23 protein-coding genes and 1 tRNA gene are annotated in these 22,842 nt (G+C 69.4%); 15 read left to right on the forward strand and 9 right to left on the reverse strand.

All coding sequences use genetic code 11. The features are described 5' to 3' along the window. Position 1 precedes the first annotated feature (1 nt). The 4 genes from EPA64_RS12515 to alr form a co-directional block, all read right to left on the reverse strand. Positions 2-1,090, reverse strand: a complete 1,089-nt coding sequence (locus EPA64_RS12515) for a PhoH family protein (protein WP_134726687.1) — start codon at positions 1,088-1,090, stop codon at positions 2-4. Positions 1,091-1,214: 124 nt separating this feature from the next. Then, a complete protein-coding gene (locus tag EPA64_RS12520; RefSeq protein ID WP_134726711.1) occupies positions 1,215-1,934 on the reverse strand; it encodes an ABC transporter ATP-binding protein in 720 nt (239 codons plus the stop codon). A 23-nt stretch (positions 1,935-1,957) separates the two neighbouring features. Continuing rightward, on the reverse strand, positions 1,958-2,725 hold the full coding sequence (locus tag EPA64_RS12525) for an MlaE family ABC transporter permease (protein WP_181953515.1): 768 nt from the start codon (positions 2,723-2,725) through the stop codon (positions 1,958-1,960). After that, a complete protein-coding gene (alr, locus tag EPA64_RS12530) occupies positions 2,716-3,750 on the reverse strand; it encodes an alanine racemase (RefSeq protein ID WP_134726688.1) in 1,035 nt (344 codons plus the stop codon). Before alr ends, EPA64_RS12525 begins: the two co-directional genes overlap by 10 nt. A gap of 195 nt (positions 3,751-3,945) precedes the next feature. Between alr and EPA64_RS12535 the strand changes: the two genes are divergently transcribed. From EPA64_RS12535 to EPA64_RS12565, 8 genes are all read left to right on the forward strand, one after another. Continuing rightward, complete coding sequence (locus EPA64_RS12535) at positions 3,946-5,478, forward strand: acyl-CoA carboxylase subunit beta (RefSeq protein WP_134726689.1); 1,533 nt, start codon at positions 3,946-3,948, stop codon at positions 5,476-5,478. Continuing rightward, positions 5,475-6,290: a DUF6497 family protein gene (locus tag EPA64_RS12540; RefSeq protein WP_134726690.1), complete on the forward strand. Its 816-nt coding sequence runs from the start codon at positions 5,475-5,477 to the stop codon at positions 6,288-6,290. Before EPA64_RS12535 ends, EPA64_RS12540 begins: the two co-directional genes overlap by 4 nt. 193 nt (positions 6,291-6,483) lie before the next feature. Then, entirely contained in the window at positions 6,484-6,615 is a 132-nt protein-coding gene (locus tag EPA64_RS16930) for a hypothetical protein (protein ID WP_281278578.1), read from the forward strand. A gap of 75 nt (positions 6,616-6,690) precedes the next feature. Beyond that, positions 6,691-7,095, forward strand: a complete 405-nt coding sequence (locus EPA64_RS12545) for a hypothetical protein (RefSeq protein ID WP_134726691.1) — start codon at positions 6,691-6,693, stop codon at positions 7,093-7,095. 151 nt (positions 7,096-7,246) lie between these two features. Beyond that, the gene (locus EPA64_RS12550) at positions 7,247-7,477 is read left to right on the forward strand and encodes a hypothetical protein (protein ID WP_134726692.1); all 231 of its coding nucleotides are present in this window, start codon (positions 7,247-7,249) and stop codon (positions 7,475-7,477) included. A gap of 108 nt (positions 7,478-7,585) precedes the next feature. Beyond that, positions 7,586-7,798, forward strand: a complete 213-nt coding sequence (locus tag EPA64_RS12555) for a hypothetical protein (RefSeq protein ID WP_134726693.1) — start codon at positions 7,586-7,588, stop codon at positions 7,796-7,798. Positions 7,799-7,900: 102 nt separating this feature from the next. Further along, positions 7,901-9,958, forward strand: a complete 2,058-nt coding sequence (locus EPA64_RS12560) for an acetyl-CoA carboxylase biotin carboxylase subunit (protein WP_134726694.1) — start codon at positions 7,901-7,903, stop codon at positions 9,956-9,958. Positions 9,959-9,962: 4 nt separating this feature from the next. Further along, positions 9,963-10,640 carry a hypothetical protein gene (locus EPA64_RS12565; RefSeq protein ID WP_134726695.1) on the forward strand — a complete coding sequence of 226 codons (678 nt, stop codon included), beginning with the start codon at positions 9,963-9,965 and terminating at the stop codon, positions 10,638-10,640. On the opposite strand, the gene EPA64_RS12570 is transcribed toward EPA64_RS12565, so the two are convergent. Then, the gene (locus EPA64_RS12570; RefSeq protein ID WP_134726696.1) at positions 10,606-10,791 is read right to left on the reverse strand and encodes a hypothetical protein; all 186 of its coding nucleotides are present in this window, start codon (positions 10,789-10,791) and stop codon (positions 10,606-10,608) included. The two genes, EPA64_RS12565 and EPA64_RS12570, sit on opposite strands and share 35 nt — an antisense overlap. An 84-nt stretch (positions 10,792-10,875) precedes the next feature. Next, the gene (locus EPA64_RS12575) at positions 10,876-11,454 is read right to left on the reverse strand and encodes a DUF4174 domain-containing protein (protein WP_246026746.1); all 579 of its coding nucleotides are present in this window, start codon (positions 11,452-11,454) and stop codon (positions 10,876-10,878) included. A 45-nt stretch (positions 11,455-11,499) separates the two neighbouring features. On the opposite strand from EPA64_RS12575, the gene scpA reads away from it, so the two are divergent. Further along, positions 11,500-13,635, forward strand: a complete 2,136-nt coding sequence (gene scpA, locus EPA64_RS12580) for a methylmalonyl-CoA mutase (protein ID WP_134726697.1) — start codon at positions 11,500-11,502, stop codon at positions 13,633-13,635. A gap of 54 nt (positions 13,636-13,689) precedes the next feature. Here the strand turns inward: scpA and EPA64_RS12585 are convergent, their stop codons facing one another. Then, a complete protein-coding gene (locus tag EPA64_RS12585) occupies positions 13,690-14,538 on the reverse strand; it encodes a 5'-nucleotidase, lipoprotein e(P4) family (RefSeq protein WP_246026747.1) in 849 nt (282 codons plus the stop codon). Between the two features lie 209 nt (positions 14,539-14,747). Between EPA64_RS12585 and EPA64_RS12590 the strand changes: the two genes are divergently transcribed. The 3 genes from EPA64_RS12590 to EPA64_RS12600 all read left to right on the forward strand — a co-directional run bounded on the left by EPA64_RS12590 (position 14,748) and on the right by EPA64_RS12600 (position 17,410). Then, complete coding sequence (locus EPA64_RS12590; protein WP_134726698.1) at positions 14,748-15,566, forward strand: glycosyl transferase; 819 nt, start codon at positions 14,748-14,750, stop codon at positions 15,564-15,566. A 20-nt stretch (positions 15,567-15,586) separates the two neighbouring features. Then, positions 15,587-16,024: a methyltransferase family protein gene (locus tag EPA64_RS12595; RefSeq protein WP_246026748.1), complete on the forward strand. Its 438-nt coding sequence runs from the start codon at positions 15,587-15,589 to the stop codon at positions 16,022-16,024. A gap of 90 nt (positions 16,025-16,114) precedes the next feature. Continuing rightward, positions 16,115-17,410: a homoserine dehydrogenase gene (locus tag EPA64_RS12600; protein WP_134726699.1), complete on the forward strand. Its 1,296-nt coding sequence runs from the start codon at positions 16,115-16,117 to the stop codon at positions 17,408-17,410. A gap of 15 nt (positions 17,411-17,425) precedes the next feature. Here EPA64_RS12600 and EPA64_RS12605 read toward each other — a convergent pair whose 3' ends face one another. Both EPA64_RS12605 and EPA64_RS12610 read right to left on the reverse strand, forming a co-directional pair. Further along, positions 17,426-18,091 carry a GntR family transcriptional regulator gene (locus EPA64_RS12605; RefSeq protein WP_134726700.1) on the reverse strand — a complete coding sequence of 222 codons (666 nt, stop codon included), beginning with the start codon at positions 18,089-18,091 and terminating at the stop codon, positions 17,426-17,428. A gap of 31 nt (positions 18,092-18,122) precedes the next feature. Continuing rightward, a complete protein-coding gene (locus EPA64_RS12610; RefSeq protein ID WP_246026749.1) occupies positions 18,123-18,857 on the reverse strand; it encodes a M48 family metallopeptidase in 735 nt (244 codons plus the stop codon). Between the two features lie 95 nt (positions 18,858-18,952). Here EPA64_RS12610 and EPA64_RS12615 point away from each other — a divergent pair, with 95 nt between their 5' ends. The 3 genes from EPA64_RS12615 (at position 18,953) to EPA64_RS12625 (ending at position 20,979) form a co-directional block, all read left to right on the forward strand. After that, a complete protein-coding gene (locus EPA64_RS12615; protein WP_134726701.1) occupies positions 18,953-19,279 on the forward strand; it encodes a TIGR02300 family protein in 327 nt (108 codons plus the stop codon). A gap of 215 nt (positions 19,280-19,494) precedes the next feature. After that, positions 19,495-19,570, forward strand: a tRNA-Ala gene (locus EPA64_RS12620). A gap of 119 nt (positions 19,571-19,689) precedes the next feature. Continuing rightward, on the forward strand, positions 19,690-20,979 hold the full coding sequence (locus tag EPA64_RS12625; RefSeq protein ID WP_134726702.1) for a DUF6538 domain-containing protein: 1,290 nt from the start codon (positions 19,690-19,692) through the stop codon (positions 20,977-20,979). Positions 20,980-22,842: the final 1,863 nt, after the last annotated feature.

Raw genomic sequence — 22,842 nt, forward strand, 5'->3', positions numbered from 1 at the left:
CCTACACATCGCGCCCGCGCCGCCAGTTGTCGCGCATGGGCGGCCCGCCGCCGTCGCCCGCCGCCGCGGCGCGGGCCTGCGTGGCCTCGTCCTCGCGGTCCCATGCCTGGATGATGCGCGCCACCAGCTTGTGGCGCACCACGTCCGACGCGGTGAAATAGCTGAACGAGATGCCGGGCACGCCGTCAAGGATGCGCTCGGCGTCGGTCAGGCCCGACGCCACCCCGCGCGGCAGGTCGACCTGCGTCCGGTCGCCGGTGACGACCATGCGCGATCCTTCGCCCAGCCGGGTCAGGAACATCTTCATCTGCATGGTGGTGGCGTTCTGCGCCTCGTCCAGCACGACAAAGGCGTTCGACAGCGTGCGGCCGCGCATGAAGGCCAGGGGCGCGATCTCGATGCGCTTTTCCTCCATCAGCTTCTGCATCTGCTTGGCGGGCAGAAAGTCGTTCAGCGCGTCATACAGCGGCTGCATGTAGGGATCGACCTTCTCCTTCATGTCGCCGGGCAGGAAACCCAGCCGCTCGCCCGCCTCGACCGCGGGGCGCGACAGGATGATCTTGTCCACATGCCCGCCGATCAGCAGCGTCACGCCCACGGCGACCGCCAGATAGGTCTTGCCCGTCCCCGCCGGGCCGATGCCGAAGGCCAGTTCGTGCGCGAACAGGTTGCGGACATAGTCCTTCTGCGCCTCGGTCCGCGGCTCGACGGTCTTTTTCCGCGTCCGCAGCTCGATCGGGCCGGCGGCGAACATTTCCAGCTGTTCGGCGGGCGTGGGGCCGGGGACGTCGGGTTCCACGCCCATCCGCAGGGCGGCCTCGACCTCGGGCAACCCGACCGGCTTGCCCTGTTCCAGCCGGGCGTAAAGCGCGCGCAGCACCTGCGCCGCCTCGGCCTGCGCCTCGGCGGGGCCGACCACCGCCAGCAGGTTGCCGCGGCGCAGGATATGCACCCCCAGCGCCTGCTCGATCCGCGCCAGATGGCGGTCGTGCGGGCCGCACAGGTCGATCAGCAGCCGATTGTCGGGCAACTCCAGCAGGGTTTCGCCGGTATTGGGCGTGGCGGCGGGGGAAGTCGGGGTCAGACCCAAAGGTGCCTCATCATCAGGGGGCCGAGGGAATCCGGCATCCGCATGGTCGCAAGCGGGGCGGGCCGTGGCAAGGGCAAGTGACGGCGCGGGCCCGGCCGGCCGGGCCGTGGGGTGCGCGGCTGCGTCAGTCCGCGGGCCGCCCCTCGACAAAGGCGCGCAGGACCGGGTCGGGGGCGGTGTCCATCGCGGCCACGGGGCCTTGCCAGCGCAGCCGCCCGCCGTCCAGCATCGCCACCCGGTCGGCGATGGTGCGGACGCTGCCCATGTCGTGGGTGATGGTGACGGTCGTGGCCCCCGCCTCGGTGACGATGCCGCGGATCAGCGCGTTGATCCCGGCGGCGCGCTGCGGGTCCAGCCCGGTCGTCGGCTCGTCGAAGAACAGCACCGCCGGGTCGGCGGCGAGGGCGCGGGCCAGCCCCACGCGCTTGCGCATCCCCCCCGACAGCGCCGAGGGCATGCGGTCCGCGACATCGGCGGCCAGCCCCACGCGGGCCAGCTTGTCGATGGCGCGCGCCCGCGCCGCGGCGGGCGGCATCGTCCGCAACAGCCGGAACGCGACGTTGCGCCAGACCGGCAGGCTGTCGAACAGCGCCGCCGTCTGGAACAGCATCCCGAAGTCATGCATGAACCGCGCCCGGACGGGGGCGGTCGCCGGCTCGCCGTTCAGCCGGACCGTGCCCGCGTCGATCTGCTCAAGCCCCAGGATCGTGCGCAGCAGGACCGACTTGCCGGACCCCGACCCGCCGATCACCACAAGGCTTTCGCCCCGCGCGACGGTCAGGTCGATGCCGTCCAGCACGCGGTTCGTCCCGAACGCCTTGGCCAGCCCCCGCGTCTCGATCACCGTCTCGATCACCGAAGGGGCGTTCATGTGAAGAACAGCCCCGTCAGCAGAAAGTTGCCCGCAAGGATCCCGACCGAGGCCGCCACCACGGCGTTGGTCGTGGCCCGGCCCACGCCCTCGGCGCCGCGGGCGGCGCGCATCCCGAACCAGCAGCCGGCCAGCGCGACGATGCCGCCGAAGACCGCGCCCTTGATCAGGCCGGACATCACGTCCCAGCTTTCCAGATAGGCGAAGGAATTGGCCAGATACCCCTGCGAGGTGAACCCCAGCGAGGTCGTGCCGACCACCCAGCCGCCCATGATGCCGATGATGTCGCCGACGCCGACCAGCACCGGCACCGACAGGATCGCCGCCCACAGGCGCGGCGTGACCAGCCAACCCATCGGGTCCACAGACAGCGTCACCAGCGCGTCGATCTGCTCGGTCACGCGCATCGAACCCAATTCGGCGGCGATCGACGACGCGACCCGCGCCGCCACCATCAGCCCGCCCAGCACCGGGCCAAGTTCGCGCACCATGCCGATGGCCACGATGGCGGGGACCACGTCGCCCGCCTGGAACCGTTCGCCGCCCGCGTTGATCTGCAGGGCCAGCGCCGCGCCGGTGAACAGCGCGGTCATGCCCACGACCGGCAGCGACAGCCAGCCGATGCGGACCAGTTGCTCTCCCAGCAGGCGCGGCCGGAAACCGGGCGCGGCCAGCGCGCGGGCGGCGAACAGCGCAACCTGCCCCACGCCGCGCACCACGGCCAGCGTGGCGCGGCCGACCAGCCGGACGGGGTTCACGACCATTGCCGCGGATAGCGCCCGCCCAGCGAGGTCAGGATCTCGTATCCGATGGTGCCCGCGGCGGCGGCCAGCGCATCCACCCCCTGACGGGGGTTCAGGATCTCAAGCTCGGGCGGGACCACGGCAAGGTCGGTCACATCAACGGTGATCAGGTCCATCGACACCCGCCCCACGATGGGGCACGGGCGGTCGCCCGCCCACAGCACCGCCGCGCGCCCCGACAGCGCCCGCAGCAGCCCGTCGGCATAGCCGCCCGCGACCGTCGCGATGCGCGAGGGCCGCGCGGGCGTCCAGGCGCAGCCATAGCCGACGCATTCGCCGGGACCGACGCTGCGGGTCTGGATGACCTCCAGCGACAGCGTCACCACCGGCTGGGCCGCCGCGAACGGCGCGCCGCCGTAAAGACCGATGCCCGGCCGCGTCAGGTCAAAGTGATAGTCGCGTCCCAGCAGGATTCCGCCGGTCGCGGCCAGCGACCGCGGCGCGCCGATGCCCTGCGTCAGGCGGTTGAACTCGGCCAGCTGCACGGCGTTTGCGGGGTGCGCCGGCTCGTCGGCGCAGGCCAGGTGCGACATGACCAGCGCCGGGCCGGTGCCCGCGTCGGTGTGCGCGGCCAGCGCATCAGGGGCGACGGCCGCCCACTCCGCAGGCTCCATCCCCAGCCGGTTCATGCCGGTGTCCAGCTGGATGGCGAAGGCGCCGCGCGGACGCAGGGCACGGTCGCGAAAGAACTGCTCGGCGCTGTTCAGGACGGGGATCAGCCCGTCCAGCCGCGCGCGCGGCATGTGGCCCGACAGCACGAAGATGCGCGCGTCGTCGGGCAGCAGCGGGCGGATCGCCCGCCCCTCGGCGGCCAACGCGACAAAGAAATCGCGCGCCCCCGCCGCGTAAAGCGCGGGTGCCACCCTGGCCGCGCCCAGGCCATAGGCGTCGGCCTTGACCACCGCGCCCGGACGCGCCCCCGGCGCCAGATCCGCCAGCGCCCGCCAGTTCGCCGCGATCGCGGCCATGTCGATGCAAAGTCCCATCCGCGCGGGATGGCCTCGGCGCCCCGCAAGGTCAAGACACAGCCCGCGGCGGGCTACAAAAAGCGGAGGCCACCCCCGGCCGGGCAAGTTTGCAAAACATCCGATCGGCTAAGGGTGCGCTTGCAAACTTTCCCCTTTCCGCTTTGCGGGGCGGGCGAGCCGCACTAAGGTCCGCCCCAAATGACGGAGGGTGGCATGAAGGATATTCTGGATCAGCTGGACCAGCGCCGCGCCCAGGCGCGGCTGGGCGGCGGGCAACGGCGCATCGACGCCCAGCACGCCCGCGGCAAGCTGACCGCCCGCGAGCGGCTGGACATCCTGCTGGACGAGGGTTCGTTCGAGGAGTTCGACATGTTCGTCCGCCACCGTTCCACCGACTTCGGGATGCAGGACGACCGCCCCTATGGTGACGGCGTCGTCACCGGATGGGGCACGATCAACGGCCGCATGGTCTATGTCTTCAGCCAGGATTTCACCGTCTTCGGCGGCTCGCTGTCGGAAACCCACGCGCAGAAGATCTGCAAGGTCATGGACATGGCGATGCAGAACGGCGCGCCGGTGATCGGGCTGAACGACAGCGGCGGGGCGCGCATCCAGGAAGGCGTGGCCAGCCTTGCGGGCTATGCCGACGTGTTCCAGCGCAACGTGATGGCCTCGGGCGTGATCCCGCAGATCAGCGTCATCATGGGGCCTTGCGCGGGGGGCGCGGTCTATTCGCCGGCGATGACCGACTTCATCTTCATGGTCAAGGACACGTCCTATATGTTCGTGACCGGCCCCGACGTGGTCAAGACCGTCACGAACGAGGTGGTGACGGCCGAACAACTGGGCGGCGCATCCACGCATACGAAAAAATCCTCGGTCGCCGATGGCGCGTTCGAGGATGACGTCGAGACGCTGACCGAGATCCGCCGCCTGTTCGATTTCCTGCCGCTGTCGAACCGCGAAAAGGCCCCGGTGCGCCCGTTCTTCGACGATGTGGCGCGGGTGGAACCCAGCCTGGACACGCTGATCCCGCAGAACCCGAACCAGCCCTATGACATGAAGGAGCTGATCGCAAAGGTCGCCGACGAGGGCGATTTCTATGAGATACAAAAGGACTTCGCCGGCAACATCCTGACCGGGTTCATCCGCATCGAAGGGCAGACCGTCGGCGTCGTCGCCAACCAGCCGATGGTGCTGGCGGGCGTCCTGGACATCGATTCCAGCCGCAAGGCCGCACGGTTCGTGCGGTTCTGCGACGCGTTCGAGATCCCGATCCTGACGCTGGTGGACGTGCCCGGCTTTCTGCCCGGGACAGCGCAGGAATACGGCGGCGTCATCAAGCACGGGGCCAAGCTTTTGTTCGCCTATGGCGAGGCGACGGTGCCAAAGGTCACGGTCATCACCCGCAAGGCTTACGGCGGCGCCTATGACGTCATGGCGTCCAAGCACCTGCGGGGCGATTTCAACTATGCCTGGCCGACCGCCGAGATCGCCGTGATGGGCGCCAAGGGCGCGGTCGAGATCCTGTATCGCAGCGAACTGGGCGACCCCGACAAGATCGCGGCTCGGACCCGCGACTATGAGGACCGCTTTGCCAACCCCTTCGTCGCCGCCGAAAAGGGCTTTATCGACGAGGTGATCCAGCCCCATTCGACCCGCAAGCGGGTGGCGCGGGCCTTTGCCTCGCTGCGGTCGAAAAAGCTTAGCAACCCTTGGAAAAAGCACGACAATATTCCGCTGTGACCCACCCCGCCGCCGCCCTGATCTGCGCCTTTCTAGCGGCCGGAACGGCTGCGGCGGTCACGCCTGCGCGCATTCCCGTGCCGTCCGGGGCCGAGGTCTGGCGGCAAGAGGTGCTGACCGACCGGGTGCCCGGCATGGGACTGGTGCAGCGCTATCGCTATGTCATGCCGGCGCTGGCCGATCTGGTTCCGCCCATCCCCGAGGAAGACCTGATGGACAACCTGCCCGCCGACATGATCGACATCCCGCCGGACCAGCCCGAACAGCCGCTGACCCCGGCCGAACAGGCCGAGCTGGACGCGGCGCTGGCCGAGCTGTCGGCCGGCGGGCTGATGATCGAGGGGGTGCCGGCGGATGACGCGGCCCCCGACCAAGGCCCGGTCGCGCCGGACGGCGGGATGGCGGCGATGCCGGAGCTGGACCTTGGCGCGCTGTCGGGCGACGATGGCGGCGCGATGGACGGCCCGCTGCCGTCCGAACTGGCCCCGCCGGACGCGGCCGACCCCAGCGCCGCGCCGGTGGACGGCGACGTGGAATCCGCCGGCGACCTGGCCGCGATCCAGGGCGACATCGCCCTGCCCGCCGCGCCCGAGGCGCTGATGCAGGATCCGGTCCACAAGGACATCGTGCATCTGTGCAACCACGACGCCCTGCCCGATGCCGTGCGCCAGTCGCCGCGCCCGACCCAGATCGTGATCTCGGTCGCCTCGGCCCCCAGCGAGTTCGGCAGCTTCGACCCCGCGGTGGTGCAGCTGTTCGAGGGCTTCTCGCTGCCCGCCGACCGCGACGCCTGCGTGTGGGAGGCGATGTGACAAGGCTGCCCGAAAACGTGATCACAGGCACTTGGCCCGCTGATGCAGAGCGGCAACAGCCGGACGCGCCGTGCGCCGGGGGCCGCTGTCACCCCTTTGGACCGACGGATAACATCCGGCATCGGCCGCAGGTCGCGGCCGTGTCATCGAGCAGTCGGGGCACGCAAACCCCGCTTTACAGGAGACGTTCGTCATGTCCAAGAAAGTCGCATTCGCCCTGGTTCTGGTCGGTCTGGTCGCGGCCTGCGCCCAGCAGCCCGCCCCTCCGGCCGCGGTCGTCGTTCAGCCCGAGCCGGTGTTCCAGGGCAAGTTCGGCGCAAGCTGATCGCGGCCGGCGCGGGCCGCAGCGCCCGCGCCAACCCTTCCCGTCCCTCGATTTTTTCAAGAAAGGGGCGGCACGATGCTGAAACATCGCGGCTTTCCTGGCCGTCTTCCCTCGACCGATTTCCAGTTCACGATCCGCCGCGCGAATGCCAAGGGGGCGACCAAGCTGGTCGCGCGCGAACGCTTCCGCGACCGGCAGGCCGCAGACCGCCGGGCGGACGCAGGCTTTCTGTCGGCCCTGATCACCCATTTCGGCGACCAGCCGTTCGTGCGCGGCAACCTGGACGCGGGGCGGCTGTCGTGGCTGCTGGGGCGCGAGGTCGTCGCGGTCGGCAAGCTGGACGCGACCAGCTATGACCAGCTGTTCAAGGTCGACCTGCGGCGGGCCGAGGCGTCGTTCCCCGAACTGTTCGCCACCGACAGCCCGCCCGATTTCGGCTGGGACGACGACGCCGACCCCGACGACGGGGACGACGCGTGACCCCGTCCCGCCGCGCCCGGATCAGCAAGCCCGCGCCGATTGCGGCGCCATCACCGGCTTGTCAGTTTGACGCTGCGGGCCTGCGTGTCATAACAGGCGCGTGCAACAAGCAACTTGCCCGCCAACGGGCCACAGAAACAGGCAGAGACCCATGCAGACCTCTCTCTTCATCCGCCTTTCCGGCGTCGCTCTTCTGGCCGCCGGCGTCGCTGCCTGCGCGCCCGGCTATCAGACCGGCCTGTCCGCCGACACCCAGCGCGCGGCCGGCGGCGCCATCGCCGGTGCGGTCGTCGCCAAGGCGCTGGACGAGAAAGTCGCAACCGGCGCGCTTATCGGCGCCGCCGGCGGCGCGCTGTGCGACGACGTGGGCGTCTGCCAGTAATCCGCGCACGGCTGCCGCGTCCCTTTCACGGGCGCGGCATGACGTGAAACCTGGGGCCGCCGGGCCGCGTTGGCCGGGGCGTGCTTCCACAAGCAAGAAAGATAGCAGATGTCGAAGAAACTCCTTCTCGTCGCGGGTCTGGGCGCTGCCCTGCTGGCCGGCTGCACCCAGAACATCCAGCCGACCGACCTTGACCGCGCGCTCATCGGTGCCGGCACCGGCGCCGTCGTGGCCGACCTGTCGGGCAAAAGCGTTGCCGGCGGCGCGGCCATCGGCGCCGTGGGCGGCGCGCTGTGCGACGACGTCCGCCTGTGCCAGTGACCTGACCGCCGGGCGCGCGCGCCCGTCCGATCGAACCGTCATCGCCGTCCCCGCCATGCCGCGGGGGCGGCTTTTTCACATCCAGCGCCACCAGGGACAGCCATGTTCAACAAGATCCTGATCGCCAACCGCGGCGAAATCGCCTGCCGCGTCATCAAGACCGCGAAAAAGATGGGGATCGCCACCGTCGCCGTCTATTCGGACGCCGACCGCAACGCGCTGCATGTCCGCATGGCGGACGAGGCCGTCCACATCGGCCCGTCGCCGGCCAACCAGTCCTATATCGTGATCGACAGGATCATCGAGGCGGTCCGCCAGACCGGCGCGCAGGCTGTCCATCCCGGTTATGGCTTTCTAAGCGAAAACATGAACTTTGCCGCCGCACTTGAGAAAGAGGGTGTGGCGTTCGTCGGTCCGCCCAGCCCCGCGATCGAGGCGATGGGGGACAAGATCACCTCGAAGAAGATCGCGCAGCAGGCCGGCGTCTCGACCGTGCCCGGCTATATGGGCCTGATCGCCGATGCCGACGAGGCGGTGCGGATTTCCAACGCGATCGGCTATCCGGTGATGATCAAGGCCAGCGCCGGCGGCGGCGGCAAGGGGATGCGCATCGCCTGGACCGACCAGGAGGCGCGCGAGGGGTTCGAATCCTCGCGGAACGAGGCCGCCAACAGCTTCGGCGACGACCGTATCTTCATCGAGAAGTTCGTGACCCAGCCGCGCCACATCGAAATCCAGGTGCTGGCCGACACCCACGGCAACTGCGTCTATCTGCATGAGCGCGAATGTTCGATCCAGCGCCGCAACCAGAAGGTCATCGAAGAGGCGCCCTCGCCCTTTCTCGACCCCGAGACGCGCCGCGCGATGGGCCAGCAGGCGGTCGCGCTGGCGCAGGCCGTCGGCTATACCAGCGCGGGCACGGTCGAGTTCATCGTCGACACGAACAAGAACTTTTACTTCCTTGAAATGAATACGCGTTTGCAGGTCGAACATCCTGTGACCGAGCTGATCACCGGGGTCGATCTGGTGGAACAGATGATCCGCGTGGCGGCGGGCGAAAGGCTGCCCTTTGCGCAGGACGACCTGACCATCAACGGCTGGGCCATCGAAAGCCGCCTCTATGCCGAGGATCCCTATCGCAACTTCCTGCCCTCGATCGGGCGGCTGACGCGCTATCGTCCGCCGGTGGAAACCGCCGCCGGGCCGCTGCTGGACGCCGACAGGTGGGTTCCCGCGCAGCCGGGCGACCGGCCGCCCGCGGCGAAGGCCGGGGTGCGCAACGACACCGGCGTGTTCGAAGGGGGCGAGATCAGCATGTTCTATGACCCCATGATCGCCAAGCTGTGCACCTGGGCGCCCGACCGGGCGCAGGCTATCGAGGCGATGCGCGTGGCGCTGGACGCCTTCGAGGTCGAGGGCATCGGGCACAACCTGCCGTTCCTGTCGGCGGTGATGGACCATCCGCGGTTCGTGTCCGGCGACATCTCGACCGCGTTCATCGCCGAGGAGTACCCCGAGGGGTTCCAGGGCGCGACCCTGCCCGACGCGGAACTGACCCGCATCGCCGCCGCCGCCGCCGCCATGCATCGGGTCGCCGAAATCCGGCGCACGCAGATTTCGGGCCGCCTGGGCAACCACGAACGCCGGGTCGGCGAGAACTGGGTCGTGACGCTGAACGGGCGCGAATATCCCGTCCGGGTCAAGGCCGACCGCGAGGGGTCGACCGTCCATGTCGACGGGCGCGACCTGCGGGTGGAATCGGACTGGCGGCCGGGCATGTCGCTGGCCAGCCTGACCGTGGACGGCGCGCCGCTGGTCCTGAAGGTGGACAAGATTTCGGCCGGCATCCGCATCCGCACCCGCGGCGCCGACCTGAAAACCCATGTCCGCCGCCCGCGCACGGCGGAACTTGCGCGGCTGATGCCCGAAAAGCTGCCGCCCGACACCTCGCGGTTCCTGCTGTGCCCGATGCCGGGGCTGGTCGTCCGCATCAACGTCGCCGCGGGCGACGAGGTGCAGGAAGGCCAGGCGCTGGCCACCGTCGAGGCGATGAAGATGGAAAACATCCTGCGCGCCGAGCGTCGGGGCACCGTCAAGTCGGTCAACGCCGAGGCGGGGCAAAGCCTGCGCGTGGACGATGTCATCATGGAGTTCGTGTGACGCCTTGGACCTGCGCGCGCTGTTCCTGAACGACCGGGTTGCCGCAGCCCTCGTCGCCGCCATCGTCGGCGGCGGGGTGGTGGCGGCCGGGTGGTTCTGGACGCACGCGCTGTCGCGCCGCCGCGACCGTCAGCTGCGCGACGAGCGCGTGGCCGACATCCAGCGCGCCCTGCTGGCCGAGATCCGCGCCCATGTCGCCGCGCTGGAAGGGCAGACGCTGGACGACCCGGACGCGCGCGAGGCGATGGTGGCGCGGCTGGCGGCGGGGCGGCATGTGCCGATCCTGCCCCATGACGCCAACGACCGCATCTTTCGCGCCATCGTCGAAGAGGTTCATATCCTGCCCGAATGGGCGATTGACCCGGTGGTGCGCTATTACCGGCTGCTGGCGGTCCGCGCCGCGCTGGCGCAGGACATCCGCGCCAACACCGCCGGTCAGTCCGAGCGGGCGACCGAGATGTTCCGCGACTACCTGACGCTGAACGACGAGACGCTGGCCACCGGGCAGCGGGCGATGATCGTGCTGGGCGCCAGCGTGCATGGAGGATACGAGGCGGTTCAGGCGCTGTTTGCCGCCGCCGAACGGCGCGAGAGCGAGCGCATCGCCGCCACCCTGCCGGGGGAATTGGCGCAGTTGCGCGCCGGTCTCAGTAAGCGATCTTCGGACCCGAGAGGCCGATGATGGGGGGCAGCCCGATCACCGCCGCGATCTCGTTCGAATTGCGCGCGTTCAGCAACCGTTCGACCAGCTCGTCGGTCGAACCGCTGCGCCGGACGGGCCGGACCGGCGGCGGCGGGGTCTTGGTCTTGCGCGGTGTGATGTCGTTGGCCATCGCGGTTCCCCGGATCTGCGGTGCGCGCGATGCGCATCCTGCCACGAATATAGGTGCGATGCCTGCGGCGATCAACAGCCGCGGCTATCGCCCCCCGCGCGCGATCTCGGCCCGTCGTTCGGGCGTCTTGTCGATGGCGCGGCCGATCTCGCGGGTGTCCCACGGCGTCGGCCTGCGTTCGATCACGTTGCCCTGCTTGTCCAGCACCACCATCGAGAACCCGCGCGGCCGCAGCATCATGCGCCAGGCGCTGGCGCCATCGGGATCGGTGTCCACGATCACCCGGACGTCGCGGACGGCCAGCGCCCCCGGATCGCGGTCCAGCAGACGCATCTGCGCCGCGAACGCCGCATCCTCGGGCGTGTCGGCAAAGACGACGACCGCGCGCGCGTTGTATCGCAGCGCGTCGGGGGCAATCTCTGCCGCCTGCGCCACGGCCAGCCCGGCGGGCGCGCCCTGCACCCCCGCGGGCAACGCAGCCGTGGCCCCCGGCGCGATCCCGCGCGCGGGCGCCGCACGCCCGCCATCCGGCAGCGCCACCGGCGCCGGCGGCGGCGTGGCCGACCCCATCGCCATCGCCGCACCCGTCCCCATCCACACCGCGGCGGCGGCCAGCCGTGCCGCGCGCGCGGTGGCCCGCCGTTTCGTTCGTCCCGTCATCATATCCCTGAATATAGCCATGCAAGCTGCATCGGAAAGGACCGAGCCATGACCCAGACCCCGAACCTAGATCAATGGCGCGCGCTGGCCACCCGGGAACTGCGCGGCGCCGATCCCGACACGCTGAACTGGGACACGCTTGAAGGCATCACGGTCAAGCCGCTTTACACCCAAGCGGACACCGCAGGGCTGGACCATACAGGGTCGCTGCCCGGCATCGCGCCCTTCACGCGCGGTCCGCGTGCCACGATGTATGCGGGTCGCCCCTGGACGATCCGGCAATACGCGGGCTTTTCGACGGCGGAGGAATCCAACGCCTTTTACCGCCGCAACCTTGCCGCCGGGCAGCAGGGCGTGTCCGTCGCCTTCGACTTGGCGACCCATCGCGGCTATGACAGCGACCATCCCCGCGTCGAAGGCGACGTGGGCAAGGCGGGCGTGGCCATCGATTCTGTCGAGGACATGAAGGTGCTGTTCGACGGCATCCCGCTGGACAAGGTCTCGGTGTCGATGACCATGAACGGCGCGGTGATCCCGATCCTCGCCAGCTTCATCGTGGCGGGCGAGGAACAGGGCCACGACCGCTCGGTGCTGTCGGGGACCATCCAGAACGACATCCTCAAGGAGTTCATGGTCCGCAACACCTACATCTACCCGCCCGAGCCTTCGATGCGGATCATCGCGGACATCATCGGCTATACCTCGGCCGAGATGCCCAAGTTCAACTCGATCTCGATTTCCGGCTATCACATGCAGGAAGCCGGGGCGAACCTGGTGCAGGAACTGGCCTATACGCTGGCCGACGGGCGCGAATATGTCCGCGCGGCCATCGCGGCGGGCATGGACGTGGACGCGTTTGCCGGGCGGCTGAGCTTTTTCTTCGCCATCGGCATGAACTTCTTCATGGAGGCCGCCAAGCTGCGCGCCGCCCGCCTGCTGTGGCACCGCATCATGACGGGCTTTGGCGCGAAGAAGGAATCCTCGCTGATGCTGCGGACGCATTGCCAGACCTCGGGCGTGTCCTTGCAGGAGCAGGATCCCTACAACAACGTGATCCGCACAGCCTATGAGGCGATGAGCGCGGCTTTGGGCGGCACGCAATCGCTGCACACCAACGCGCTGGATGAGGCCATCGCGCTGCCGACGGACTTCAGCGCCCGGATCGCCCGCAACACCCAGCTGATCCTGCAGGAGGAAACCGGCATCACCCATGTCGTCGATCCGCTGGCGGGGTCGTATTACGTCGAAAGCCTGACCGCCGAACTGGCCGAGAAGGCCTGGGCCATCATCGAGGAGGTCGAGGCGATGGGCGGCATGACCAAGGCCGTCGCCACCGGCCAGCCCAAGCTGCGGATCGAGGAAACGGCGGCGCGGCGGCAGGCCATGATCGACCGGGGCGAGGAGGTGATCGTCGGGGTCAACAAGTATCGCAAGGACAAGGAAGACCCGATCGACATCCTCGACATCGACAACATGGCCGTGCGGGCCAGCCAGATCGCGCGGCTGGACCGCATCCGCGCCACCCGCGACCAGTCCGCCTGCGAGGCGGCGCTTGCCGAGGTGGAACGCCGCGCCCGCGAGGGCGGCAACCTGCTGGAAGCGGCGGTCGAGGCCGCCCGCGCGCGTGCAACCGTGGGAGAGATCAGCATGGCGATGGAAAAGGTCTTCGGCCGCCACCGTGCCGAGGTGAAGACGCTGGCCGGCGTCTATGGCGCCGCCTACGAGGGCGACGAGGGCTTCGCCCGCATCCAGCGCGACGTCGAGGCGTTCGCGGAATCGGAAGGCCGCCGCCCCCGCATGCTGGTCGTCAAGATGGGCCAGGACGGCCACGACCGCGGCGCCAAGGTGATCGCCACCGCCTTCGCCGACATCGGCTTCGACGTGGACGTGGGCCCCCTGTTCCAGACCCCCGAGGAAGCAGCCCAGGACGCCATCGACAACGACGTGCACATCGTCGGCATCTCGTCGCAGGCGGCCGGGCACAAGACGCTGGCCCCCAAGCTGATCGAGGCGCTGAAGGCCCAGGGGGCCGGGGACATCATCGTCATCTGCGGCGGCGTGATCCCGCAGCAGGATTACGCCTTCCTGCGGCAGGCGGGCGTCGCGGCGATCTTTGGCCCCGGCACCAACATCCCCGACGCCGCGCGCGAGATCATGCAGATCGTGCGGTCCCGCGCCGCCTGAGGGCGCGGCGAAAAACGGCCGGCGCAGTCCCGTGGCCTGCGCGGGCCAGCCGTGCTATTCGGTGCGGATGGGCGCGTCCCAGCCGCTCAGTTCGGACTTGCTGAAATCGCCATAGGTCGGATTGGGCAGCACGATCCAGTCTACGCCAAAGCGGTCCGCCGTTTCCGCGACCCGCGCCTTTTGCGGGGCGGCGTCCTTGCCCTCGAAGGGCGTGTCGAAATCGTGCAGCGTGTCGCCCAGCATCAGCACGATGCGGTGGTCCTTGCCGGCCAGCGCCCGCCGGTCACCCTTGGGCGGCCCCAGCAGCAGAACCCGATCCCCCGTCACCTGCGGCAGCGCCAGCGCGGTCAGGGTCGCCATGGTCGCGTCCTTGTTCTCGTCATAGCGGTCCGAGATATAGAAGATCGCAACCCCCTGGCTGTCGGCATAGTCCAGAAAATCCTTGGCGCCGGGGATAAGCGTCGGCTTGCCCGTGCGTTCCCAGTCCTTCCAGGTGTCCCAGCCGCTGAAATCGTGGCAGGCCGCCACGTCGCGCGCGATCAGCGCCGAATTGTCGATCACGGTTTCGTCAAGGTCGGTCACGATGGCCAGTTTGTCGTCGCCCTTCTTCGCCAGCGCCTCGTCCAGCCGCAGCCGCGCCAGCGCATAGGCCTGACGCTGCAACGCCTCGGCCTCGCCCGAGGCCTGCTGCCAGCGCAGGGCCATCGCATATTCCGCAACCGGACATTCCGCGGGCGCGGCCGCCATGCCGGCCTGCGGGGCCGGTGCGCCGGACGTGTCCTGCGCGGGGGTAGCCCCGCCCGCCGGTTGCGGCGCGGTGCTCACCTCGGCCCCCGCCGTGCCGATGATGCCTGCGGCCAGAACGGCCGCCCAGACCAAGGCCGAATTCATCCCTGTCGTCATCGTCAATCTCCTTGTCGGAACCGCGGTCTTATGCCGCACCCAGCCGCGACCCTGACGCAGGGGGTCCGGCCGCGCAATATGCAAGGCAGCCGGACGGGATCGCAGGCCATGAGAATCCCTTTGGCAAACAAGCGGCTTGACGCGCGCGCCGCCCCCGCTTTCGCTGGCGCCGCTTGCAGCGGGACCGTCCGCGTGGCAGCACTCGGACCATGACCGGCGCGCTGAAACAGATCATCTGCATCAAGTGGGGCACCAAGTTCGGCCCCGAATATGTCAATCGCCTGCACGGGATGATCGCGCGCAACATCACGCCGCCCTTCCGGCTGGTCTGCTTCACCGACGATGGCACGGGGCTGCACCCGGACGTGGCGGTCCGGCCCCTGCCCGCGTTCGACTATGAGGCGCCGAAGAACACGCTTGGGAAATGGCCCAAGTCGCGGCTGTGGGGCGATCTGGGCGACATCACCGGCACGGTGCTGTTTCTCGACCTCGACGTGGTGATCGTCGGCAACCTCGACGATTTCTTCAGCTTCGGCGACCCCGGCGACACCGTGCTGGCCACCAACCCCGCGCGGATCAAGCCGTTCGAGAAACTGGGCCAGACCTCGGTCTATCGGATGCGCGTGGGCAAGCTCGCGCCCCTGCAGCAGATCTTCCGTGCCGACCCGCAGGCCGTCGCCGACGAATACCGCTTCGAGCAGCGCTTCGTCACGCGCCGGGCACCGGGCGGGGTGAAGTTCTGGCCCAAGGGCTGGGTCGTCCATTTCCGCGCCGATTGCGTGCCGCCCTTCCCCGCGCGCTACTGGTCGCCCCCGCGCATCCCCACGGGCGCGCGCATCGTGATCTTCGCCGGCAGCCTGAACCCGCCCGACGCCATCGCCGGCCGGTGGAGCGAGGAGGACAGCCCGCGCGCACCCCTCGACCATCTGCGCGCCGCCTTGGACGGGCGCCGGCGCGAGAGCCTCGGCCGGCACCTGCGCCACTATATCCGCCCTGCCGACTGGGTCGCGCGGTTGTGGCGGGAATGAGCCCTCATCCTGGAACACGCATGATCCGCAAGCTGCTCGACTATCCCCAGGTCTGGATCCTGGTCTTTGCCGCGTTGGCCTTCGTGGCGGGGCGCATACTGCCCATGCCGACCGCGCCCGCGGCGGGCTGGGCGCTGGTGGCGCTGGGTCTGGCGCTGATGGCCGTCGCGGCGGTGACGATGACGCGCGCGGGCGCGACGGTCGATCCGACGCGCCAGCCGACGGCGCTGGTCACGCATGGCATCTTCCGCCTGTCGCGCAACCCGATCTATCTCGGCGACGTGCTGATCCTCGCCGGGCTCTGCCTGGCCTGGCAGCCGCTCGCCGCGCTGGTGCTTGTGCCCGCCTTCGTCCTGCTGATCGACCGCCGCTTCGTCCGGCGCGAGGAGACCTGGCTGCGGAACCGCGACGCGGGTGCCTTCGACGCCTGGGCCGCGCGCACCCGCCGCTGGTTGTAACCCGCGGCCACGTTGCCAAGCCCCGGACCCCGCGCTAACACCCGGTCGACCGTGGGCGATGTCCTGCCCCTTCATCAGACGAGGCTTTCCATGTCCCCCACCCCCACGCCGCTGCGTCTCGGCATCGCCGGTCTGGGGACCGTCGGGATCGGCGTCGTCAAGATCATCCAGGCCCACGCCGACCTGATCGCCGCGCGGTCCGGCCGTCCGATCACGATCACCGCGATCTGCGCGCGCGACCGCCACAGGAACCGCGACGCGGATCTGTCGATGTATGAATGGGAGGATTGCGCCCGCGATCTCGCCCGTCGCGACGACGTGGACGTGTTTGTCGAGCTGATCGGCGGGGACGAAGGCATCGCCCGAGAGGCGACCGAGATCGCGCTGGCCTCGGGCAAGGACGTCGTGACCGCCAACAAGGCGCTGCTGGCGATGCACGGGCAGGCGCTGGCCGAAACCGCCGAGGCCGCCGGCCGCGTCATCCGGTTCGAGGCGGCGGTCGCGGGCGGCATCCCGGTCATCAAGACGATGACCGAAAGCCTGGCCGGGAACCGCATCAAGCGGGTGATGGGCGTGATGAACGGCACCTGCAACTATATCCTGACGCGGATGCAGTCGGCCGGCCTGCCCTATGACACCGTGTTCGAAGAGGCGCGGCAGCTTGGCTATCTTGAGGCCGACCCGACGCTGGACGTGGGCGGCATCGACGCCAGCCACAAGCTGGCGATCCTGGCCGCCATCGCCTTCGGCAGCCAGCCCGCCTTTGACGCCGTGGAAATCGAAGGGATCGAGCGGGTCAGCATCGACGACATCGAGCGCGCCGCCGACATGGGATACCGCATCAAGCTGCTGGGCGTGGCGCAGATGACCGCGCGCGGGCTGGAACAGCGGATGTCGCCCTGCCTTGTTCCCTGCGACAGCCCGCTGGGCCAGCTGCAGGGCGGCACCAACATGGTCGTCATCGAAGGCGACGCCGTGGGCCAGATCGTCCTGCGCGGCGCCGGCGCGGGCGAAGGGCCGACCGCCAGCGCGGTGCTGTCCGACATCGTGGAAATCGCCCGCGGCGTGCGGCTGCCGGTCTTTGGCCAGCCCGCCAAGACGCTGGCCCGCCCGCAGCCCGCGCGGACCGCGGTGCCCGCGGCCTATTACATCCGCCTGACGCTGGCCGACAAACCCGGCGCGCTGGCCAAGGTCGCGGCGGTGCTGGGCGACAGCGGCATCTCGATCGACCGGATGCGCCAGTATGGCCATGCGGCGGGCGAGGCGCCGGTGCTGATCGTGACCCACAAGACCACGCCCGACGCCATCGACCACGCCATCGAGGCCCTGCCCCGCACCGGCGTCATTACCGGCGAGCCGGTTGAACTGCGCATCGAAGAGGTCTGACCCCGCCCCGGGCGGCTATAGCCCGCCGTCCGCGGCAAGGTGGCGCAGGCCCTGCGTCACGTCGGTCCGCACTGCCAGCCGCAGGCCCGGCTCGTCCCCCGCCCGCAGCGCCGCAAGGATCATGCGGTGGTGGCGCGGCGGCTCGTTCCGGCGGCTGCGCTGATAGACCGCGCGCATGGTCGGTCCCAGCTGCAGCCAGATCGTCTCCAGCATCGCCAGCATCGCCGGGGCCTGCGCGCGCAGATACAGCGTGCGGTGGAACTCCAGGTTAGACCGGATATAGCCGACCGAGTCGCGGTTCTGCGCCGCGTCGCCGATGGCGGCGTTGATCGCGGCCAGCCGGTCGATCAGGGCGAAATGGGCGCGCGGCAGGGCGCGCGAGGCCAGCTCCGGCTCGATCAGCGCGCGCAGGGCGGCCAGTTCCTCGATCCGCTCGACCGACAGCGCGGGGGTGGCGACGCGGCCCGACGCCGACAGCGTCAGCGCCCCTTCGGCGACCAGCCGGCGCACCGCCTCGCGCGCGGGGGTCATGCTGACGCGGTGTTCGGCGGCAAGGCCGCGCAGGGTCAGCGCCTTGCCCGGCGGCAACTCGCCCAGCATGATCCGGCCGCGGAGCGCGCGATACAGCCGTTCATGCGCGGCGGGTTGCGAGGCGGCCGGACTGGCGGGGCGGACGGACATGCGCGATCTGTGATCACGAACGGCGCGCGGGTCAACCCTGTGCCGGGGCCGACGCCGGCGTCGGCGCGCGGAACCGCCACGACTGCAGCCCGCCGCCGTGCTGGCGCAGCCACGCGCGGCGTTCGGCATAGTCGGGCATCAGCCGCCCGACCGCCGCCCAGAACGCGGGCGAATGGTCCATGTGCGCCAGATGCGCAACCTCGTGCGCGGCGACATAGTCCAGCACTGCGGCAGGCGCCATCGCCAGCCGCCACGAAAACATCAGCCGCCCGTCATGGGTGCAACTGCCCCAGCGCGACCGCGTGTCGCGCAGCGTGATCGCCGTGAACCGCCGCCCCAGCGCCGCCGCGTGGCGGTCGCAAGCGCGGGCCAGGTCGGCGCGCGCGCTGTGTTTCAGGAATGCCTCGACCGACGCGCCCGGCGGGCGGCCCGACGGCACCAGCAGCGCCCCCGCGGCGACGCGCGGCGCGCGCACCGCCGCGGGCGTGACGGCAAGGCCCTCGCCGCCCACCGGGACGATGGCCCCGGCGACGACCAGCGCCGGCGGGGGCAGCGCGTCCAGCGCCCGGCGCAACCACCCCTCGCGCGCGCGCAGGAACGCCAGCCCCTCGGCCTGCGGCAGGCGCGCGGGCAGGGTCAGCGTCACGGCATGGTCGGCCCGCGACACCCGCAGCGTGATCCGCCGCGCGCGCGCCGACCGGCGGACCGCCACGGCGATCCCCGCGGCCACCACCACGTCCGTCCCCTGCCCGTCCATGCCGCCCATCCCTGCCTTCCTGCCGCCGCAAACCGCTTTACAGCCCTGACACGCTGTGGCAGGGGACAGCGGATTTACCTGACCTTGTGCGGAAAGAGAACACCATGCCCAAAGAGGAATGGGGCACCAAGCGCCTTTGCCCCCATTGCACCGCGCGGTTTTACGACCTGCAGCGCGACCCGATGACCTGCCCGTCCTGCGGGACCGAATACACCGCCGAAAGCCTGACCACCGCGCGCGGCCGGTCGATGATCGCCGACAAGGCGGCCGCCCGCGCGGCCGAAACCGACGAGGTGATCGACGACGAGGATCTGGACGACGGCAACGAGGCCGGCGATCTGGACGACGATCTGCTGGACGACAACGACGACGACGACGCGGACGTGTCGCTGGACGACATCGCCGACGTGGCCGAACCCGACGACGAGTGATCGCCGGGACGATCCGACCTGAAAGGGGCCCGCCGCGGCCCCTTTTTTCATGCGCACCGGCGGCCGTTTGCAAGCGTTTCGCCCGCACGGGGCGCGGCGCATCCGCCCCCGGACAAAGGTCGCGAGCCCCGCGTTTTTTCCGCTTGCACCCCCCGCCGCCTGCCCCTATACGACCCCCCACGCGGGCGGCGGACTTTGCCTCCCGGACCTCCGGTGGGGCCATAGCTCAGTTGGTAGAGCGCTTGAATGGCATTCAAGAGGTCAGGGGTTCGACTCCCCTTGGCTCCACCATAAGAACCACCCGAAATCGCCATTTTCCCCTGAGAACCTCGCAATCACCGGGATTTCCGGCTTGACGGTAGGCCAAAATCCCGGAACAAATCCCGGAACATTGGCATTCGGGGGGCGACATGGGGATCACGCTCGACCGCGGTTATTATTACTTCGTCAAGCGGGTTCCCAAGCGGTTCGCCCATGTCGATCCACGGCCCAAGGTCAACAAGGCGCTGCATACGGGTTGCCCGCGTGAGGCGAAGCGCGAGGCCGTCGCAGTCGAGGCCGAGTTTCTGGCCTATTGGGATGCGCTCGCCGCCGGCCGGGCCGATGACGCCGCCGCCGCGTTCGACGCCGCCAAGCGGCTCGCGCAGGCGCGTGGCTTCGCCTATCGGTCCGCCGCCGAGCTGGCCGGCGGCCCGGTCGAAGACCTGCTGTCGCGCCTCGAGGCGCTGATCCGCCCCGACGGCACGTTCGCGCCGCTGGTCGAGGCCGCCGCCCTCCTTGGCGCCATCGAGGCGCCGGCGGTCACGATCACGGCCGCGCTTGACGAAATGTTCAAGTTCGCGGCCGTGGATCGCCTGTCGGGCAAGTCCGAGTCGCAGGTCAAGCGGTGGAAGCAACCGCGCGAGCGGGCGGTCGCCTCCTTCGTCAAGGTCTGCGGCGATCTGGCAATGACCGCGATTTCGCGGACGGACGCGCAACGGTTCCGCGACCATTGGGCCGAACGGATCACGGGCGAGGGCTTGGACCGCGGATCGGCAAACAAGGACATTGGGCATCTGTCCGACCTGTTTCGGACATGGGCCGAATATCACGCGCTCGAATTGCCAAATCCGTTTGCGAAACTGCGCTTCAAGGGCGCGACGACGCGGACAAAGGGCGTGCCGTTCACGGCCGAGTTCATCCGCGACACGCTGCTCAAGCCCGGCGCGCTGGCCGGCATGAATGACGAGGCGCGCGACGTCCTGCTCGTGATGGTCAACACGGGCGCCCGGCCGTCCGAAATCTTGGGCTGCGCGCCCGACGCCTTCGCGGTCGCCGCCGGCGTTCCGCATCTGGACATTGCCCGGCAGGTCGCCCGCGTCCTCAAGACGCAAACCGCGCCCCGGCAAATCCCGCTGCTTGGCGTGTCGCTTGCCGCGGCGAAGCGGATCGCGGCCCGCGGCGGGATCAAGCGTTACCTTGACAAGTCCGATAGCTGGTCGGCGACCGTGAACAAGTATCTTGCGGAAAACGGCTTGCGCGAAACTGACGATCATTCCGCCTATAGTCTGCGCCATTCCTTCGAGGACCGGATGACCGAGGCCGGGATTGATGACAGGATCAGGGCAGAACTGATGGGCCACAAATACAAGCGCCCCGACTACGGCCGGGGCGGATCGCTCGAGGTTCGGGCGAAAGCGTTGGCGCTGATCGCGCTTTAACGGCTGTTGAGCGGTTTGCTCTGCCCGTTCTGCTTGCGAAACTGCCGGGGGTAGCGCGGGGTATTCCGTCATAGTCTCGCCATGCAGGACGGATCGGTGCCGAAGGTCCGTCCTGCCGGTCCGTGGCGTTGTCACGGAGTCCGATCCCGCTAGCGCCGACACCGGCGACCAGCCTTGCCGCCTCCCTTCGCGGCGCCCTGCTCCCGATTCCAGCGCGTCAGGGCAAACACCGGCGCAAGCCCTGCGGTCCGGGCGCGGGGTCGCGGCTGCGGGACCATGGTGCCACCTGCGAGGGCGTAGCGCCGAGGCGGGGCGCAATCCGGCCAGCACCCGGCCGGGCGATCAGTTGTGCCGCCCGTCTTCACGGCGACTTGCCCCCGATCCGGTCGCATCCGAACCCGCACCGGGTGCAAGCCCCGCCATCAGGGGGCGGGTAGGGACTGCGGGGCCATGGTGCCAACCGGCGAGGCCATGATGGAGCGATCTCCGGCTTCATCCGCCCCAGCCGACCGCCCGTTGCGTCCGGTGCAAGCCTGCGATGGCTGCCGCCCGTGACGTTTGACAAGCGGAGGCTTGATCGCCCGCGCCTGCCTTCGCCGCTGCCTTCCCCCACGCCCCGCGCCCCAACGGGGCATCAAGGGCAAAATGCCCTCGCGGGGACAATGGCAGGGCAAATCGAGCGTAGAAAGGGCGAAAGCAAACGCGCTTCGCGCGCGGCGAAGCGAAGGGCGGCGACGGCCGAAAGGGCAAAAAGGGCAGAAAAGGGCAGGAAAAACGCCCCAAAGGGCGAAATGCGGCGGCCGAGAGTGTCAAAAAATCGTTTAGTTTCAATGGCCTAGGGCAAAAGGGCATAATTACCAACTTTCATATACCACGTAGAGAAAAAAATACGTGAAAATCGAAACATTTATGAGGGGCGAAGACCGGTTGCCCTTTTGCCCTTTTGCCCTGTCCTCCAAGGATGACGGATGACCGATGACCGCTCGCGGCTTTCCTCGCCCTGCCACGATCCCGCGCCGCAAGGCAGAGCCCCACCATGGCGCCCGCGGCCGCGTTCGCGCGCTCTTTCGCCGAGGCTTGTCGCCAAGGGGCTTCCCATGCGTTCAATGGTCGCGGCTCCGGCCGATCTGGTTTCCAAACTCTTGCTCGCCGGGATTATCGGGGGCTGATCCTTCGCCGGCACGGCGCTGGCGCTGACATCCGGTGCGGCTGATCCCGCCCGCGCCTTCGCCGCGCCTCAATCCGTCGGGTCGGTGGCAAGCGGCCCCGTCGCCCACCCCCGCAACGGGTCCTTCCGGCAAGGTTGCCGCGTGGGTATATTCGCGCCCCGCTCCATTGGACCGCCTCGTGATTTTTTCCTAGCTGCCTGTTGTTGTTTGGGTTGTTGTTCCTTTGCCTGTAGTTGGCACCGCGGCCGGCGGACGATCAGCCTTCCCGCCTGCTTTCGCGGCGACCTGCCGCCGATTCGGTCCCGTCAGAGCAAGCTTAGCGCAAGCCCTGCGGTCAGGATTGCGGGCGCCATGGTGCCACCTGCGGTATTTTCCGCCGCGACGGAACGCCTATCGCATCCCGGTGCAATCCTGCGATTGGGTGGCGCCTGTGGCGTGCGGCAAGCAGGGGCTTGGTCCCGCACCGTCTCCCGTGCCTTCGCCGCCTTGCCGCTGCCCTCGCCCGTCCCGCGCGCCCATACCGGCATCAAGGGCGAAATGCCCGCAAGGACAACGGCAAGGCAGATCGAGCGCGGAAAGGGCGCAAGCGGACGCGCTTCGGGTGCGGTGAAGCGAAGGGTGACGATGGCCGATCCGGTCGGGTCAGGGCAAGCGCCGGTGCAAGCCCTGCGGCGGGTCGCGGGTCCGGGACTGC

It is taken from the genome of Paracoccus luteus, assembly GCF_004522155.1.
Lineage (GTDB): Bacteria > Pseudomonadota > Alphaproteobacteria > Rhodobacterales > Rhodobacteraceae > Paracoccus > Paracoccus luteus.